Origin of the sequence: Sulfitobacter sp. CW3, assembly GCF_019392245.1 — a bacterium.
Lineage (GTDB): Bacteria > Pseudomonadota > Alphaproteobacteria > Rhodobacterales > Rhodobacteraceae > Sulfitobacter.
In genome coordinates this window covers 26,352-41,839 of record NZ_JAHXRL010000004.1, presented here as the reverse complement: position 1 = coordinate 41,839, position 15,488 = coordinate 26,352, and the positions used below count along the sequence as shown (strand labels likewise).

The 15,488-nt window shown below is 60.6% G+C and carries 19 protein-coding genes and 1 riboswitch; of the genes, 14 read left to right on the top strand and 5 right to left on the bottom strand.

Features of this window, described 5'->3' with window-relative positions; translation table 11 throughout:
- Positions 1–6 precede the first annotated feature (6 nt).
- Genes KZZ06_RS10325 through cobJ form a run of 3 tightly spaced genes read left to right on the top strand, consistent with a single transcriptional unit; the run spans position 7 to position 2,110 of the window.
- Complete coding sequence (locus KZZ06_RS10325; RefSeq protein ID WP_219579960.1) at positions 7–636, top strand: precorrin-8X methylmutase; 630 nt, start codon at positions 7–9, stop codon at positions 634–636.
- Positions 633–1,361, top strand: a complete 729-nt coding sequence (cobI, locus tag KZZ06_RS10320; protein WP_219579959.1) for a precorrin-2 C(20)-methyltransferase — start codon at positions 633–635, stop codon at positions 1,359–1,361. The genes KZZ06_RS10325 and cobI overlap by 4 nt, the downstream gene beginning before the upstream one ends.
- A complete protein-coding gene (gene cobJ / locus KZZ06_RS10315; protein ID WP_219579958.1) occupies positions 1,358–2,110 on the top strand; it encodes a precorrin-3B C(17)-methyltransferase in 753 nt (250 codons plus the stop codon). Before cobI ends, cobJ begins: the two co-directional genes overlap by 4 nt.
- Here the strand turns inward: cobJ and KZZ06_RS10310 are convergent.
- On the bottom strand, positions 2,083–2,838 hold the full coding sequence (locus KZZ06_RS10310) for a cobalt-precorrin-6A reductase (protein ID WP_219579957.1): 756 nt from the start codon (positions 2,836–2,838) through the stop codon (positions 2,083–2,085). The two genes, cobJ and KZZ06_RS10310, sit on opposite strands and share 28 nt — an antisense overlap.
- On the opposite strand from KZZ06_RS10310, the gene cbiE reads away from it, so the two are divergent.
- The 11 genes from cbiE to KZZ06_RS10255 all read left to right on the top strand — a co-directional run bounded on the left by cbiE (position 2,837) and on the right by KZZ06_RS10255 (position 11,830).
- Positions 2,837–4,036, top strand: coding sequence for a precorrin-6y C5,15-methyltransferase (decarboxylating) subunit CbiE (gene cbiE / locus KZZ06_RS10305; protein ID WP_219579956.1), 1,200 nt, complete (start codon positions 2,837–2,839; stop codon positions 4,034–4,036). The two genes, KZZ06_RS10310 and cbiE, sit on opposite strands and share 2 nt — an antisense overlap.
- Entirely contained in the window at positions 4,033–4,395 is a 363-nt protein-coding gene (locus tag KZZ06_RS10300) for a cobalamin biosynthesis protein (RefSeq protein WP_219579955.1), read from the top strand. The genes cbiE and KZZ06_RS10300 overlap by 4 nt, the downstream gene beginning before the upstream one ends.
- Positions 4,392–5,186: a precorrin-4 C(11)-methyltransferase gene (gene cobM / locus KZZ06_RS10295; RefSeq protein WP_219579954.1), complete on the top strand. Its 795-nt coding sequence runs from the start codon at positions 4,392–4,394 to the stop codon at positions 5,184–5,186. The genes KZZ06_RS10300 and cobM overlap by 4 nt, the downstream gene beginning before the upstream one ends.
- Positions 5,179–6,513: a cobyrinate a,c-diamide synthase gene (locus KZZ06_RS10290; protein WP_219579953.1), complete on the top strand. Its 1,335-nt coding sequence runs from the start codon at positions 5,179–5,181 to the stop codon at positions 6,511–6,513. The genes cobM and KZZ06_RS10290 overlap by 8 nt, the downstream gene beginning before the upstream one ends.
- Positions 6,510–7,235, top strand: coding sequence for a uroporphyrinogen-III C-methyltransferase (cobA, locus tag KZZ06_RS10285; protein WP_219579952.1), 726 nt, complete (start codon positions 6,510–6,512; stop codon positions 7,233–7,235). The genes KZZ06_RS10290 and cobA overlap by 4 nt, the downstream gene beginning before the upstream one ends.
- Positions 7,232–8,005 carry a precorrin-6A synthase (deacetylating) gene (gene cobF / locus KZZ06_RS10280; protein WP_219579951.1) on the top strand — a complete coding sequence of 258 codons (774 nt, stop codon included), beginning with the start codon at positions 7,232–7,234 and terminating at the stop codon, positions 8,003–8,005. The genes cobA and cobF overlap by 4 nt, the downstream gene beginning before the upstream one ends.
- A 59-nt stretch (positions 8,006–8,064) precedes the next feature.
- A riboswitch (cobalamin riboswitch) is annotated at positions 8,065–8,264 on the top strand.
- A 141-nt stretch (positions 8,265–8,405) separates the two neighbouring features.
- Positions 8,406–9,191: a DUF4198 domain-containing protein gene (locus tag KZZ06_RS10275; protein WP_219579950.1), complete on the top strand. Its 786-nt coding sequence runs from the start codon at positions 8,406–8,408 to the stop codon at positions 9,189–9,191.
- A 7-nt stretch (positions 9,192–9,198) separates the two neighbouring features.
- A complete protein-coding gene (gene cbiM, locus KZZ06_RS10270) occupies positions 9,199–9,816 on the top strand; it encodes a cobalt transporter CbiM (RefSeq protein WP_219579949.1) in 618 nt (205 codons plus the stop codon).
- Positions 9,813–10,397 carry a cobalt ABC transporter permease gene (locus KZZ06_RS10265; protein ID WP_219579948.1) on the top strand — a complete coding sequence of 195 codons (585 nt, stop codon included), beginning with the start codon at positions 9,813–9,815 and terminating at the stop codon, positions 10,395–10,397. Before cbiM ends, KZZ06_RS10265 begins: the two co-directional genes overlap by 4 nt.
- A 3-nt stretch (positions 10,398–10,400) precedes the next feature.
- Entirely contained in the window at positions 10,401–11,189 is a 789-nt protein-coding gene (cbiQ, locus tag KZZ06_RS10260; RefSeq protein ID WP_219579947.1) for a cobalt ECF transporter T component CbiQ, read from the top strand.
- On the top strand, positions 11,180–11,830 hold the full coding sequence (locus tag KZZ06_RS10255) for an energy-coupling factor ABC transporter ATP-binding protein (protein WP_219579946.1): 651 nt from the start codon (positions 11,180–11,182) through the stop codon (positions 11,828–11,830). The genes cbiQ and KZZ06_RS10255 overlap by 10 nt, the downstream gene beginning before the upstream one ends.
- A 10-nt stretch (positions 11,831–11,840) precedes the next feature.
- Here the strand turns inward: KZZ06_RS10255 and KZZ06_RS10250 are convergent, their stop codons facing one another.
- From KZZ06_RS10250 to cobU, 4 genes are all read right to left on the bottom strand, one after another.
- On the bottom strand, positions 11,841–13,079 hold the full coding sequence (locus KZZ06_RS10250) for an MFS transporter (RefSeq protein ID WP_219579945.1): 1,239 nt from the start codon (positions 13,077–13,079) through the stop codon (positions 11,841–11,843).
- Between the two features lie 62 nt (positions 13,080–13,141).
- The gene (gene cobS, locus KZZ06_RS10245) at positions 13,142–13,891 is read right to left on the bottom strand and encodes an adenosylcobinamide-GDP ribazoletransferase (RefSeq protein WP_219579944.1); all 750 of its coding nucleotides are present in this window, start codon (positions 13,889–13,891) and stop codon (positions 13,142–13,144) included.
- The gene (cobT, locus tag KZZ06_RS10240; protein ID WP_219579943.1) at positions 13,888–14,898 is read right to left on the bottom strand and encodes a nicotinate-nucleotide--dimethylbenzimidazole phosphoribosyltransferase; all 1,011 of its coding nucleotides are present in this window, start codon (positions 14,896–14,898) and stop codon (positions 13,888–13,890) included. The genes cobS and cobT overlap by 4 nt, the downstream gene beginning before the upstream one ends.
- The gene (gene cobU / locus KZZ06_RS10235) at positions 14,882–15,406 is read right to left on the bottom strand and encodes a bifunctional adenosylcobinamide kinase/adenosylcobinamide-phosphate guanylyltransferase (protein ID WP_219579942.1); all 525 of its coding nucleotides are present in this window, start codon (positions 15,404–15,406) and stop codon (positions 14,882–14,884) included. Before cobU ends, cobT begins: the two co-directional genes overlap by 17 nt.
- Positions 15,407–15,488 lie beyond the last annotated feature (82 nt).

Below are 15,488 nucleotides of genomic sequence, written 5' to 3'. Positions count from 1 at the left end.
AACCTCATGTCTTACAGCTATGAAATGGATGGCGCGGCCATCTACAAACAATCCTTTGCCATGATCCGCGCCGAGGCCGATCTGGACGCGTTTTCACCCCAAGAAGAACCCATTGTCGTGCGCATGATCCATGCCTGCGGGATGGTCGGGCTGGAAAAACACGTGCGCCTGTCGCCGGGTTTTGCCGATGCGGCGCGGGCGGCTTTGGCGAATGGCGCGCCGATCCTGTGCGATGCGCGCATGGTGTCCGAAGGGGTGACCCGCACCCGCCTTCCTGCGGATAATCAGGTGATTTGCACGCTGCATGACAGCGCCGTGAAAGATATGGCAGCGCAGATGGGTAACACCCGCTCTGCTGCCGCGCTTGAACTGTGGCGGCCCCATTTGGCGGGTGCGCTGGTCGCGATCGGGAATGCACCCACCGCGCTGTTTCATCTGCTGAACATGCTCGAAGATCCCGATTGCCCGCGTCCGGCGGCGATCATCGGCTGCCCTGTCGGCTTTGTCGGCGCGCGTGAAAGCAAGGATGCTCTGTGGGAGGATCAACCCGTACCCAGCTGCATTGTCGAAGGGCGTTTGGGTGGCAGTGCCATCACCGTCGCGGCGATCAATGCAATCGCGAGCTATGCCGAATGACCGTCGGCACGGTTCATGGTGTCGGCCTTGGCCCCGGCGATCCGGATCTGATGAGCCTGCGCGCCCATCGTTTGCTGACTGGCGCGCGTCATGTCGCGTTTTTCCGCAAGGCCGGGCGCGACGGGCAGGCCCGCAAGATCATCGACGGGTTGCTGCGCCCTGACGTGGTCGAATTCGCGATGGAATATCCCGTTACCACGGAAATTCCGCTGACCGACCCGCGCTATAATGAAATCCTGTCCGGCTTTTATGCGGACTGCGCCGCGCATCTGCGCGGGCTGGCAGAGGGCGGCGAAGATGTTGTGGTGCTCAGCGAGGGTGATCCGTTCTTTTATGGATCGTTCATGCATGTCTATACGCGTTTGCGCGATCACGTGCCGGTTCAGGTCGTGCCTGCCATCACCGGTATGTCTGCCGCGTGGACAGCCACCGGCGCGCCGATCACGTGGGGCGATGATATCCTGACCGTGCTGATGGGCACCTTGAATGCGCAGGAGCTGACAGAGCGGATGAAGACCACCGATGCGCTGGTGGTGATGAAAATCGGACGTAACATCGACAAGGTCCGCGATGCGCTAAAGGCGGCGGGCAAATATGACGATGCGTGGCTGGTCGAATATGCCAGCATGCCGGGCCAGACCATGCAGCGCCTGTCAGAGGCCGAGGACCGCGTGACGCCGTATTTTTCCATCATTGTCGTGCATGGGCAGGGGCGGCGGCCATGACGGGTTGGGTCAAAATCGTCGGGCTTGGCCCCGGAGCGGATGATCTGGTCACCCCGCAGGTGGCGGATGCCTTGGCCCAAGCCACGGATGTGATCGGCTATATTCCTTATGTTGCGCGTGTCGCAGCGCGCCCGGGCCTCACCCTGCACCCCAGTGACAACCGGGTCGAGCTGGACAGGGCAGCTCACGCATTGACCTTGGCAGCAGACGGGCAGCGCGTTGTGGTGGTATCGTCTGGCGATCCGGGCGTTTTCGCCATGGCCTCGGCCGTCTTCGAGGCGCTTGAGGACGGGCCAGCTGAATGGCGTGAGCAAAAAATCGACGTGCTGCCGGGGATCACGGCAATGCTTGCTGCCGCCGCGCGTGCGGGCGCCCCCTTGGGGCATGATTTTTGTGCCATCAACCTAAGTGATAACCTCAAGCCGTGGGATTTGATCGAAAAACGTCTGCGTCTGGCGGTCGAGGGCGATTTCGCCATGGCGTTTTATAACCCGCGATCAAAATCGCGGCCCGATGGCTTTGTCCGCACGCTTGAGGTGTTGAACGAGGCCTGCGGCGATGCGCGGCCCATCATCTTTGCGCGAGCGGTGTCGACACCGGATGAAAATATTCGCGTTGTGGCGTTGCCCGATGCCCGGCCTGAAATGGCCGATATGCGCACAGTTGTTATTGTCGGCGCATCAAACACGCGGGTGATTGAAGGGGCGGATGGCCCTATCGTTTATACCCCCAGATCGGTCTTGCCATGATTGATCCAGTCCAGAACCGCAGCCACATCATGGGCCTCGTGGCGGCTGGGCAATGCGGGTCGGTCGATCATGATCACAGGGATTCCAAGGGTACGGGCGGCCAACAGCTTGGCCTGCGCGCCGGCACCACCAGAGTTTTTGGAAACGGCACGGGTGATGCCGTGACTGCGCATCAGAGCAAGATCACCCTCGGCGGTAAAGGGGCCGCGATCCAGCACGATCTTATGATCGGGAAAGGGCAACGGTCCGTCGGGCGCATCGATCAGCCGCAGCAGATAGAAATGCTGCGGGTTGGGCGCGAATTCAGCCAGATGCATCCGGCCGACGGCGAGAAAGATACGCTCGGGCGGGCCGTTCAGCGCGGCAACGGCACCTTTGATGTCGGGCACATGGGTCCAGTTATCTTGTGCGGTTGCCAGCCACGGCGCGCGGGTCAGCGCGATCAGCGGTGTGCCGGTTTGCGCGCTGGCGATAACGGCGTTGTGGCTCATCTGCGCGGCAAAGGGATGCGTCGCGTCAATCACGTGGGTGATGTCGTGGTCGCGGATGTAACGGGCCAGCCCCTCGGCCCCGCCAAACCCGCCACTGCGTTGCGGCAACGGTTGGCGGATTGGTCTCGCAACACGGCCCGCCAGCGATACGGTACCGGACAGCCCGGCGCGGTGCATCGCGTTGCACAGGGCTGTGGCCTCGGTCGTGCCGCCCAGGATCAGGGGGTTGATGTGCATGGCTGACTCGCTTTGGTTGACCATCATTGGACTGGGCGAAGATGGCGCAGATGGCCTTAGCTCTGCAAGCCTTGCGGCGTTGGCAGAGGCAGAAATCGTCATGGGGGCGGGGCGTCATCTGGATTTACTGCCTGACGTGCAAGCCGAACGGATCGTTTGGCCCGTGCCCTTTGCCGATGGGATTGAACAATTGCTGGCGCTGCGCGGTCGGCAGGTGGTGATGCTGGCGTCGGGTGATCCGTTCTGGTTTGGTGCGGGCAGTAGCATGATGCGCCACCTTGTCCCGGAAGAATGGCGTGCCTTGCCGGGCATATCGACGTTTTCACTGGCGGCAAGCGCGATGGGCTGGCGGCTTGAGACCACGACATGTTTCGGCCTGCATGCCGCCCCTTTGACCCGGCTGCGTCCGACCCTTGCCCAAGGCGTGCGTCTGATCGTGCTGCTGCGCGATGGGGCTGCGGTTACGGCGCTGGGTGATTACCTGACAACACAGGGTTGGGGCGCTTCAAAGGTCAGCGTTCTTGAGGCGCTGGGCGGACCGCGCGCGCGTCGCAGTGATCTGACCGCAGCCGATTTGGACGGCGCTGAATTCGGGCATCCTGTCTGCGCCGCTGTGCATGTTTCGGGCGATGGTGTTCCGTTGCCGCTTGCCAGTGGCCGACCGGATGAATTCTTTGACAGTGATGGCACCATGACGAAACGCCCCGTGCGCGCGCTGACCTTGTCGGCGCTGGCACCGCGCCCGTTTCAACATCTGTGGGACATCGGCAGTGGGTCCGGTTCAATCGCCATTGAATGGCTGCTGAGCGACCCGAGCCTAAGCGCCACAGCGATCGAGCTAGACCCTACCCGCGCCGCGCGGATCGTGTCAAACGCTGCCGCGCTTGGTATGGACCGCCTGACCGTGGTCGAAGGTGCTGCGCCGGATGTTTTGGCACCACTTCCGATGCCCGACACGGTTTTTGTCGGCGGCGGGCTGTCGGCGTCGCTGCTGGATTGGATTTACGACAATGTACCAATCGGCACGCGGCTGGTGGCAAATGCGGTGACGCTGGAAAGCGAAACGCTGTTGATGCGGGCGCAATCGGCCCGTGGTGGTGATCTGCTGCGTATTGAGCTGGCCCAAGCGGCACCGCTGGGCACAAGGCGCGGCTGGAAATCCAGCTACCCCATCGTGCAATGGAGCGTGATATTATGATCGTTGCAGGTTTCGGGTTTCGCAAATCGGCTGACGTGACCAGCCTGCGCAGTGCCCTGGCGTTGTATGATGTCGCACCCGATCTGATTGCCACGGCGGCGGCTAAAGCCGGTGATAAACCCTTTGCCGATCTGGCGCGGGCGCTTGGCGTGCCTGCCGATGCTGTGCCGCCTGAAAGACTGACCACGCAACCGGTGCTGACCTGCTCGGCGGCATCACAGAAAACCTATGGCACCGGCAGCGTCGCCGAAGCGGCGGCCCTTGCGGCGGCCGGCCCGGGTGCACGTTTGCTAGGCACCCGCTTGATTTCACCTGACACGTTGGCAACCTGCGCCATCGCTATTGGAGACCCAATATGACCATTCATTTTATCGGCGCTGGACCCGGCGCACCCGATCTATTGACCCTGCGCGGGCGCGATATCATCGCATCCTGCCCTGTGTGCCTTTATGCCGGATCGCTGGTGCCCGAGGCGATACTGGATCATTGTCCCGAAGGGGCGACGATCATTAACACTGCATCGTTGGATCTGGATGCGATTGTCGCGCATATGCAAGCTGCCCATGCCGCTGGGCAGGACGTGGCGCGGCTGCATTCGGGGGATTTGTCGGTCTGGTCTGCCATGGGCGAACAGATGCGCCGTTTGCGCGCGCTGGACATTCCCGTTTCGGTGACCCCGGGTGTGCCGTCCTTTGCCGCTGCTGCGGCGGCTCTTGGTACCGAATTGACCCTGCCGGGGTTGGCGCAATCTGTTGTGTTGACCCGCACACCGGGCCGCGCATCAAGCATGCCAAAGGGCGAGACGCTGACCAATTTCGCAGCAACGGGTGCGACGCTGGCCATTCACCTTTCGGTGCAGAACATCGCGTCTGTTACCGCCGATCTGACCCCGGCCTATGGGGCGGATTGTCCGGTCGCCGTGGTCTACCGCGCAAGCTGGCCGGATCAGCAGATTATTCGCGGTACGCTGGCCGATATCGGTGGGCGGCTTGGCGCGGATATTACCCGCACAGCATTGATCCTTGTCGGGCCTGCGCTGGCGGGCGAAGGGTTCGACGAAAGCTGTCTGTACTCGGTGGATTATGACCGGCGCTATCGCCCGCAAACGGCCGATAGCCCGTGGGCAGGTTGGAGCGAAGGCGATGACTGATACCGCAGGTTTCCCGCCCGGCCTTATGATATCGGCCCCGTCTTCGGGAACGGGCAAAACAACGGTGATGCTGGGCCTTTTGCGCGCCTTGTCCGAGGACGGGCTGACGGTGCAGCCCTATAAATCAGGTCCCGATTACATCGACCCCGCGTTCCACCGCGCCGCCTGCGGGCGGGCGTCGTTCAATATGGACACATGGGCCATGGGGCCGAATTTGCTGGGTGCGGTTGCGGCGCAATCCCAAGGTGCCGATATCTGCATCGCCGAAGGGTCCATGGGCCTGTATGACGGTGTCGCGACGCGCGGGCAGATCGGATTTGGCAGCAGTTCCGAAACCGCCGCGCGCATGGGTTGGCCGGTTATTCTGGTGGTTGACGTCAGCGGGCAGGCACAGTCGGCGGCGGCAACGGCATTGGGATTCAAGACCTATATGCCCGATCTGCCCTTTGCTGGTGTGATTTTGAACAGGGTCGCATCGCCACGCCACGAACGGTTGGCGCGCCTAGGGATGGAGAAAGCAGGCCTGACGGTACTGGGCGCTTTGCCCCGGCGTGGCGATCTTGCCCTGCCCGAACGCCATCTGGGTTTGATCCAGGCGGTCGAACATCCCGATCTTGAAGAAGCGATCAAAGGTTACGCCAATTTCCTGCGTGACCATATCGATTTGGCAGCGATCCGCGCTGCGGCTGATGGCAAGCCGGGGCAGGCGGGCGCGTTCAATCTGCCCAAGCCGCCGGCGCAACGCATTGCCTTGGCACAAGATGCGGCGTTCTCGTTTACCTATCCGCATTTGCTGGAAGGCTGGCGCGCTGCGGGTGCCGAGATATTGCCATTCTCGCCCTTGGCCGACGAAGCCCCTGATGCCAGTGCCGATCTGGTCTGGCTGCCGGGCGGGTACCCCGAATTGCACGCCGGACGCCTGGCAAGCGCCGACCGTTTCCGTGCGGGATTGATAAAGCACGCGCAAGACCGCCCCATTCATGGCGAATGCGGTGGGTACATGGCGCTTGGCGCTGCGTTGATCGACAAAGACGGGATATCGCACCAGATGGCGGGGCTTTTGGGGCTGGTGACCAGCTATGAAAAGCGCAAGTTCCACTTGGGTTATCGGCGCGTTGAACTTGTCGCCGGGATGCCGGGCTTTGACACAGGTGACAAGCTGTTCGGTCATGAATTCCACTATTCGACGATTCTTGAACAGCCCGATGCGCCGCTGGCCAAAGTGTCGGATGCTGATGGCAACCCTGTGCCGGAAACCGGATCGCAAAACGGGCATGTGACGGGCACGTTCTTCCACCTGATTACGCCACAAGAGGCCTCAACATGACCGGATTTGTCAGCTTTGTCGGATCGGGTCCGGGGGATCCGGAGCTGTTGACGTTAAAGGCCGTTGACCGGTTGAAACGCGCCGACGCTGTTTTGTTCGATGACCTTAGCGCCGGGCCGATCCTTGAATATGCGCGCAACGGCGCGGATCTGATCGGTGTGGGCAAACGCGCCGGGCGGGCATCGCCCAAGCAGGATCACGTCAGCCGTCTTTTGGTGGATTACGCGCAAATCGACCAACGGGTTGTGCGGCTGAAATCCGGCGATGGCGGGCTGTTTGGCCGCCTTGAGGAAGAGCTGGTCGCGTTGAGAGCTGCCGGCATTCCTTACGAGATTATCCCCGGCATTCCGTCGGCGGTGGCGGCTGCGGCGGCCATCGGCATTCCACTGACGCGCCGGTTGACTGCGCGGCGGGTGCAGTTTGTGACGGGCCACGATGTGACAGGCAAATTGCCGGGGGATGTGAACCTGCTGGCGCTTGCCGATCCGGCGGCATCGACGGTTGTCTTTATGGGCAAACGCACGTTTCCGGCCCTACTGGAAAAGCTGCTGGCCCATGGGTTGCCCGCCGACACCCCTGCCATTCTGGCCGAGGATGTCAGTCGCCCCGAACAGCGCATCACACGGGCGACGGTCAGCGATCTGGCCGAGCAATTGGCGCTTGAGGTCGGTGATAGCGCGGCATTGATCCTATACGGCCCCTTGGCGCATGAACTGCCATGACCGCCGCACCGCACCATACAATCGAAGACCTTTGGCTGATTGGTATCGGCACGGGCAGCCCCGCCCATGTTACTGGCGAAGGCATGCAGGCGTTGCGCGATGCGGCAGTGATCCTTGTGCCCGACAAGGGGGATGACAAGGGCGATCTGTTGGCCCTGCGCCACGGTATTTTGACGCAAAGTGGCACAGCAGCACAGATCATCCGGTTCGAATATCCGGTGCGAGATCCGGCGTTGCCCTATCAGGATCGCGTCGCGCAGTGGCACGACGAAATCGCGCGCCGTTGGCAGGCGGCTATGGCCGAGGCTGATCGTGCGGGGCCGGTGGCGTTGTTGGTGTGGGGTGATCCGTCGCTTTATGACAGCACCCTGCGCATTGCGGGCAGGCTTGCCCCGTCGCCGCGTTTACGCGTTGTGCCCGGTATCACCGCCATTCAGGCGCTGACAGCGGCGCATGCCTTGCCGCTGAACACGGTCAACGGCCCGGTAACGATCACCACGGGGCGCCGCCTGAGAGACCACGGATGGCCCGAGGGGGCCGAAACAGTGGTGGTGATGCTGGACGGCGATTGCACATTTCGGGACTTGCCAGCGGACACATTGATCTGGTGGGGGGCTTTTCTGGGCATGCCCGAACAGCTTCTGGATCACGGCAGTATCGGCGATGTGGCAGATCGGATTGTCCAGACAAGGGCCGACGCCCGCGCGCAGCATGGCTGGATAATGGATACCTATCTTTTGCGCGCCGGGGCAGAGCGGACTGGGCAATAGGTCGATGCGCCGGTTTCTGTGTGCCGCATTAATGATTGACGTTGCCCGCACCGATCTGCCAAGACTGAGCTATGACCGGTCCCGATCTTTTTCGGGCGAAAGAGGGAATGTAGTGCGGCGCATTTGCGTCAAATCTACAGCTGCCCCCGCAACTGTCAGCGGCGAGCAGGGCCAAATACGTCACTGGAGCAATCCGGGAAGGCTGGCCCAACGCATTGACCCGCAAGCCAGGAGACCTGCCGGACACGCACCCCATGGTAAACGGGGTGCATCCACTGGGCGCCGGGGTGTGCGTTTGGCCGTGGCAACCGCGCGCCAATTGAGTGTGTCGTCCCGGTCCAACCATATCCTTGCGGTCGAATTTATACGCGCCGGGTGTGGCGCCAAGATGAGACGACTGATGAAAAAATTACTGCTCGCCAGCGCCGTTGTGCTGACACTGCCTGCGATGGCCTCTGGCCATTTCTTGTTGGAATATACCACCGATACCATGATCGACCGGCCGGGTGATGTGCCGGTCAAGCTGATCTTTTGGCATCCGATGGACAACAGCCATGTGATGGATCTGGAACGTCCGCTGGAATTCTACATGATTCACAACGGCGACAAAACCGATCTGATGGATGGTCTGGAGCCTGTGCAATTCACCGGCGGTCAAAATACGGGGGCGGCGTTCAAGGGTCACGTGCCTGTTAAACGGTCGGGTGACTATGTTCTGGTCACAGTGCCCGCGCCTTACTACGAAGAATCCGAGGATATTTATATCCAGCAGATCACCAAGGCCTTCCTGAACCGTAATCAACTGCCGACCGACTGGATGAATCCGGTTGGCCTGCCCACGGAAATTGTACCGCTCAACAAGCCCTATAACATCATCGCCGGATCGACGTTTACCGGACAAGTATTGGCCGATGGTCAGCCGGTTTCGGGTGCCGAGATCGAGATCGAATATATGGCGGCAGAGCCGGACATAAACAGCGCATCGTCCAGCACGCCCGTTGTCAGCGCCATGCCCGGTGGGGCGATTGTCGCGATATCGGATATGAACGGGTATTTCTCGTTTGGGGTGCCACGGGCCGGCTATTGGGGTTTTGCCGCGCTTGGGTCTGGACCCGTCACAGAACATGAAGGTAAGGACCTGAGCCAAGACGCCGTGATCTGGATCCGCGCGTGGGACATGGAGTGATACACCGATGCATATCGTAGACGGAGCGCTGTCCAATACTGTTGTGATCGCCGGGGCAGTTGCTGCGGCGGGCGGCATCGCGATGGGTCTGCGCAGCCTGACGTTGGAACGTATTCCAACGGCGGGCGTGCTGTCCGCCAGCTTTTTCGTGGCGTCGTTGATCTATGTGCCTGTCGGGCCGTCTTCGGTGCATTTGATAATGAATGGTCTGGCCGGGATTTTGCTGGGCTGGGCCGCCTTTCCTGCACTGTTTGTCGGGCTTGTCCTTCAGGCGATATTCTTTGGCTTTGGCGGGCTGACCGTGCTGGGCGTCAACACCGTCAATATTGCCCTTCCGGCGGTTTTGGTGGGCTTGATGCTGCGCAGGCTTGTGGCGTCGGGCACACCGACTGCGGGGGCGATCTGGGCCGGGATTGGCGGCGCTTTGGCAATTGCGCTGACAACCGGGGTGGTCGCTATTTCGCTGGCGGCCTCGGGCGATGAATTCATTCCGGCGGCCAAGTTGGTGTTCTTTGCGCATATACCTGTCATGGTCATCGAAGGGCTGTTGACCGGTTTTGCCATCTTGCTGGCCCGCAAGGTGAAACCGGAATTGTTCGAAACCGCGAAAGGAGCAAATGCATGAAACGTCTTGTCCTGATCTTGATGCTATGTGCGGCTCCGATCCCTGCAATGGCGCATAAAGTTCTGCTTTCGGTTTTTCCGTCCGGCGATGTAATCGAAGGCGAGATCGGATTTTCGAACGGGGTCATGGCGGTTGATCAGTTGGTTACCGTGACCGGCCCTGATGGCGCGGTGCTGGGCGAAACAAAGACAGATGCCGACGGCTTTTTCCTGTTCAGGCCGGAATTGCCCGTCACGCATATCTTTCGTGGTAATCTGGGCGCGGGGCATGTCGCAGAGGTGACGATGCCCGCCCAAGAGGTCGCGACCATTCTGGGCAAACCCCGGCCAGCCTCTGATACGGCTACCGCATCTGGTGTCGTTGCCCCGGCGAATGTCGCCACGACCACCGCATCACTAACAGCCGAGGAACGCGCCGTGATCGCGGCGGCAGTGCGCGATGAAATTCGCCCGCTGCGCCGCGAGATGGCCGCAACGCGCGAGCATTATGATTTGCAATCCATTCTGGGCGGCATGGGATATATCTTTGGTCTGTTCGGCCTTGGGTTTTATCTGGCGGCACGCCGCAAGCTGGCGGCCTAGGCTTTGGCGCATGTGCTAGAGCAAGGGGACACGACGCTGACCGAAACCGGTGCGGCGCAAGTGTCAGGCCTGATTGGCAGCTTGGACCCGCGGGTGCGCATTCTGGCAGCCATCGGGTTTGGTATCGTGGTGGTTGGCCTATCTTCGCTGACCGCGCTTGGTGCCGCGATGGTGCTGTCGGCCGCGTTGCTGTGGGCGTCGCGCCTGCCTTTGGGTCCGACCCTGAAACGCATGGCAATGATGGATGGTTTTATCATCTTTATGCTGGTGCTGTTGCCCTTTTCCATTCCCGGCGACCCGATCTTTACCCTTTGGGGGGTTGCTGCCAGTTGGCAGGGGCTGTGGCGTGCCGTGGAAATTGCCCTGACGGCCAATGCGGTGATCCTTGCGCTGATGACGCTGGTCGGCACGATGGAACCCGTGACGCTGGGCCATGCCTTGTACAAGATGCGGGTGCCGGAAATCTTGGTGCATCTGTTGATGTTCACCATCCGCTATATCGAGGTTCTGCGCGAAGAATACTTGCGGCTGCGGGGTGCCATGAAGGTGCGCGGTTTTCGACCCGGCACCAACTGGCACACCTACCGCAGCTTTGGCTATCTGGTGGGCATGATGCTGGTGCGCGCGATTGAGCGATCTGAACGGATACTGGGCGCGATGAAATGCCGTGGTTTTTCCGGACGCATCTATCTGTTGCAAAATTTCGTTCTAACAGCAGCAGACAGGCGCTTTTCCGTATTGTTCGTGATAGCGATGGGCCTGCTGATTTGTCTGGAGCTGGTATGGCGCTGATCGAGCTTGATGATATCCATTTTTCTTACCACGGGCAGCCGCCAATTTTGTCGGGGGCGTCGTTGCGGCTGATGCCGGGCCAACGTCTGTCGCTAACCGGGCCAAACGGGTCCGGCAAATCGACGCTTTTGCGGGTGATCCTTGGTCTGCAAACCCCGCAGCAAGGGACCGTGCGTGCCTTTGGCACAGAGCGCAGCCAAGAGGCCGACTTTCACGAGGTCAGACGCCGCATCGGGTTGGTCTTTCAGGATGCCGACGACCAGTTGTTTTGCCCTACCGTGGCCGAGGATATCGCCTTTGGTCCGCTGAACCTTGGCAAATCCAAAGGTGAGGCGATTGAAATCGTGGATCTCCTGTTAGAGCAGTTGCGCCTGTCGCATCTGCGCGACCGGATCACGCACAAGCTGTCGGGGGGCGAAAAACGTCTTGTGACCTTGGCAACGGTTCTGGCGATGGAGCCTGAGGTGCTGTTGCTGGATGAGCCCACAAATGCGCTTGATACGCAAAACGAGGCGCGGCTGGTCGAGATTTTGCAAGGCTTGCCGCAGGCGATTTTACTGGTGAGCCATTCCACCGAATTCCGCACCCAGATCACCCATGAGCAGGTCGAGATACGCGCAGGTCAAATTCACAGCGCCTGAACCTGAACCGTCAGGTGGTAGACTGATCTGGGCGATCCTGTGTGACGATATCAACATCCGGATTGGGCCAAAGCCGCCAGCCGACCATCATCGCGACCAGTGTCAGTACGCCGAGGCAAAGCAAGCTGGTGATCAACCCGAATTTCGTCATCAAGGCCCCCGCCAGCGGATAGCAGACCAGCCAACACGCATGGGAAAGCGCGAATTGTGCCGCGAATAATGCGGGGCGGTCGCTTGCATTTGACGATTTGCGCAAAAGCCTGCCGGTTGGCGTGAGCACGGCGGAATACCCCGCCCCGACAGCCACCCAGCACACCAAAAGCGCGCCCCAGCCAAGTCCGATAACGCCGGTCCACACGGCCAAGGCGATCAGCGACAGGCCCATGATCGCAGCGCCGGCCAAAATCACAGGCCGGTCTCCAACACGGCCCAAAATACGTGGAAGCGCCATGGCGACGACCACAGATCCAAACCCGAACGCGGCCATTGCAATCGCGACAGCTGATTGCGGCAGCCCCAGCCCGCCACGTACAATAACAACCGTGTTCACAAGAACCATCGCACCCGCCGCCGAAACAGCAAAGCTAAGCGCGAGCAGGGCGCGCAGACGCGGGGTGTCCAGATATATCCGGATACCGCGCGTGGTGCGTTCGTAAATCGGGCGGCTAGGGCCGGGTACTACGGCGGGCAGCAGCACCGTGCCGACCAGCAGTGCAGACCCGGCAAAGCCAAAGGCGGTGCCGACAAACAGCGCATGAAAGCTGACCACGCCCAGCAGGGCCGCTGCCAAAAGCGGACTGATCAGAGATTCCAGATCATAGGCCAGCCGCGACAGCGACAGCGCGTTGGTATAGTCGTCTTCATCCGGTAGCAGGTCGGGGATTGTGGCCTGAAACATCGGGGTAAAGGCGGCTGATGCGGCCTGTAGTATAATGATCAAGCTGTAGATTTGCCAAAGCTGCGTCACAAAGGGCAAGGCCAGCGCCACCAACGCGCGGATAATATCCAGCGTCACCAATGTCCCGCGTCGGGGCAGGCGGTCGGCAAAGGCCCCGGCAATCGGTGCTACTGTCACATAGGCGATCATTTTGATGGTAAAAATTGCACCTAGAACCAGCGCTGCGTTGCCGCCCGCAATGTCATAGGCCAACAGACCCAAGGCAACTGTGGCCAGCCCGGTACCCAATAGCGCAATGATTTGCGCCATAAACATGTGACGGAACGGCCTGTGCAAAAGCACTTTGCGCATTTGGGTGTCTTCTCTCTGTATCGGGTAACGGGGTGTCGTTGCGGTCTGGGTTAATCAGACGATCAACCGGCCATTATTGCAAGCGTTGCCCATGCGCTGGTTTCAGATAAGAACTGTACCGCCCCTAACACATCACCGGTTTGGCCACCGATGCGGCGGCGCGCGATGCCTGCCACGAGCGTGGCAACCAACGCGACCACAGCCAGAACAACCAGCCCCTGCCAGCCAAGCAGGACAACAGCAATAAATGCCAGTCCTGCCCACAACATCCAGTTCGAATCCCCGCCGCTGGATAGCACGCCAAGCCCGTCAGTTCTGGCCAAGGGCAGCGTGGCAGAGCAGATCGTCATCGCAATACGGCTGAGAACGCCGATGGCCAAAAAGCTGAGGATACCGGCCTGTCCGGCAAGTTGAGACAGGGCAGAAATCCAAACGGCGCAGCATAGGATAAGCGCCAGTACACCATAGCTGCCGATTGCGCTGTCGCGCATAATCTCAAGGCGGCGCGTTCTGTCGTGACCGCCCCAAATACCATCCGCAAAATCGGCAAGCCCGTCCTGATGCATCGCGCCCGTGGTCAGTATCACGGAACCCAGCGTCACGACCGCAGCAAGGGTAGCACTGGCCCCGATACACATGATTGCGCTGTGGATGCCCCATGCGATCAGACCGACGATCAGACCCACCAGCGGATAGGCCCAACGGGCCGCCGCCAATGTCGGTGCGGGGTCTTGCAGATGGCCGACGGGCAGACGCGTTAGCATCATCACCGCCAGCCGTACCTCAGCAAGTCGCCCCGCGAAACGTGTCATCCGCCGGAAACTCCGGCCTGCGCAAAGGTGGCCATACCGTTGTGGCATTCCAATGCAGCGCGCAACACGCCAAGCGCCAATGCGGCACCAGAGCCTTCGCCAAGGGCCATATTCATGGACAGGATTGGCGTCTTTTGCATCGCGTCCAACATCAGCTTGTGACCCGGTTCGGCGCTGGCATGGCCAACTAGGCAATGATCCAGCAATTCGGGTGCAGTATCATAAAGCGGCGCAACCGCTGCCGTGCAGATATACCCGTCAAGGATAACGGGGATCGAACGGGCCCGTGCCTCAAGGACGGCACCGCAAATAGCCGCTTGTTCACGGCCGCCCAATGCTGCCAGCATCGCCATGCCGCGTGCCTTGTTGTGCAGCGCGACACCAGTGTCGACAACCCGCGCCTTGAGGGCCTGACCATCGCTGTCCGACCCGGTTCCACGTCCGACCCATTGCGCTGCGGCCCCGCCAAAGGTGGCACAAGCCAAGGCGGCGGCGATGGTCGAGTTGCCAATCCCCATCTCGCCCAAGATCAATACCGACGCGTCAGGATCAACGGCCGCGGCACCGCTTTGCAACGCTTTGATTGTTTCGGCCTCGGTCATCGCGGGGCCTTGGGTGAAATCTTGCGTGGGCTGATCCAGATCCAATGCAACAACCGACAAATCCGCCCCGTTGGCGCGACACAGCTGGTTGATCGCAGCGCCCCCGGCTTGGAAATTTCCGACCATCTGGGCGGTGACTTCTTGAGGGAACGGATTGACGCCTTGGGCACAAATGCCGTGATTGCCAGCAAACACGAGGGCCTGCGCCTTGTTGATCACGGGCATCTCGCTGCGCTGCCATCCCGCCATAAAGATCGCCAGTTCTTCAAGCCGGCCCAGCGATCCGGGTGGCTTGGTCAGGCTGTTTTGGCGTTCGGATGCAGCGGTCGCGGCGGCTTGGTCTGTTTCAGGAAGCACCAATTTGGCGACGTCATCAAGGGACGTCAGATCAGTCAGGATGGTCATTGGATTTTACTTTCATTGGATAGCCAGCAACACACAGCACAACAGAGCCGCACGCACGCGCAATAGTTTGATTGACCCAGCCAGCTGCATCACGGAAATCGCGGGCCAGTTTATTTTCCGGAACGATTCCGCCGCCCACCTCGTTTGTGACAAAGATCACCGGGGCAGTTTGGGCCGCAATTGTATGAACAAGGGTTTCAGTCGCGGCGCGCCAGTCCTTGTCCGATAGCATAAGATTGGTCAGCCAGAGCGTGAGACAATCAACCAGACGCGGGTCGCCGCCATCCGATTGAGTTAGCGCGTCAACCAGATCAAAGGGGGCTTGAATGGTTGTCCATTCAGGGCCGCGCCGTTTTTGATGTTCAGCAATACGTGCAGCCATTTCCGCGTCATGTGCTTGGGCGGTTGCGATGTAAACAGCTTTGCCCGTCGGCTCCAAAGCGTAGCCTTCCGCCAGTGCAGATTTGCCTGATCGCGCCCCGCCTGTGATCAATAATGACTGTCCCATAGCTATGGGAAAAAGCAGGTTTCGACATGAAAGGGAAGCCGAAAGGCACGGGAAAATAGTGCCAAAAAGCCGGTGCGCTGTT

What these genes read in the sequence shown, in the direction of transcription:
- KZZ06_RS10265 (WP_219579948.1), top strand. Translation starts at nt 9,813, where the DNA reads ATGAAACGTCTTGTCCTGATCTTGATGCTATGTGCGGCTCCGATCCCT.
- cbiM (WP_219579949.1), top strand. Translation starts at nt 9,199, where the DNA reads ATGCATATCGTAGACGGAGCGCTGTCCAATACTGTTGTGATCGCCGGG.
- cobM (WP_219579954.1), top strand. Translation starts at nt 4,392, where the DNA reads ATGACCATTCATTTTATCGGCGCTGGACCCGGCGCACCCGATCTATTG.
- KZZ06_RS10300 (WP_219579955.1), top strand. Translation starts at nt 4,033, where the DNA reads ATGATCGTTGCAGGTTTCGGGTTTCGCAAATCGGCTGACGTGACCAGC.
- cbiE (WP_219579956.1), top strand. Translation starts at nt 2,837, where the DNA reads ATGGCTGACTCGCTTTGGTTGACCATCATTGGACTGGGCGAAGATGGC.
- KZZ06_RS10310 (WP_219579957.1), bottom strand. Translation starts at nt 2,838, where the DNA reads ATGCACATCAACCCCCTGATCCTGGGCGGCACGACCGAGGCCACAGCC.
- cobF (WP_219579951.1), top strand. Translation starts at nt 7,232, where the DNA reads ATGACCGCCGCACCGCACCATACAATCGAAGACCTTTGGCTGATTGGT.
- cobI (WP_219579959.1), top strand. Translation starts at nt 633, where the DNA reads ATGACCGTCGGCACGGTTCATGGTGTCGGCCTTGGCCCCGGCGATCCG.
- cobA (WP_219579952.1), top strand. Translation starts at nt 6,510, where the DNA reads ATGACCGGATTTGTCAGCTTTGTCGGATCGGGTCCGGGGGATCCGGAG.
- cobS (WP_219579944.1), bottom strand. Translation starts at nt 13,891, where the DNA reads ATGACACGTTTCGCGGGGCGACTTGCTGAGGTACGGCTGGCGGTGATG.
- cobU (WP_219579942.1), bottom strand. Translation starts at nt 15,406, where the DNA reads ATGGGACAGTCATTATTGATCACAGGCGGGGCGCGATCAGGCAAATCT.
- KZZ06_RS10250 (WP_219579945.1), bottom strand. Translation starts at nt 13,079, where the DNA reads ATGCGCAAAGTGCTTTTGCACAGGCCGTTCCGTCACATGTTTATGGCG.
- cobT (WP_219579943.1), bottom strand. Translation starts at nt 14,898, where the DNA reads ATGACCATCCTGACTGATCTGACGTCCCTTGATGACGTCGCCAAATTG.
- KZZ06_RS10325 (WP_219579960.1), top strand. Translation starts at nt 7, where the DNA reads ATGTCTTACAGCTATGAAATGGATGGCGCGGCCATCTACAAACAATCC.
- KZZ06_RS10290 (WP_219579953.1), top strand. Translation starts at nt 5,179, where the DNA reads ATGACTGATACCGCAGGTTTCCCGCCCGGCCTTATGATATCGGCCCCG.
- KZZ06_RS10255 (WP_219579946.1), top strand. Translation starts at nt 11,180, where the DNA reads ATGGCGCTGATCGAGCTTGATGATATCCATTTTTCTTACCACGGGCAG.
- KZZ06_RS10275 (WP_219579950.1), top strand. Translation starts at nt 8,406, where the DNA reads ATGAAAAAATTACTGCTCGCCAGCGCCGTTGTGCTGACACTGCCTGCG.
- cobJ (WP_219579958.1), top strand. Translation starts at nt 1,358, where the DNA reads ATGACGGGTTGGGTCAAAATCGTCGGGCTTGGCCCCGGAGCGGATGAT.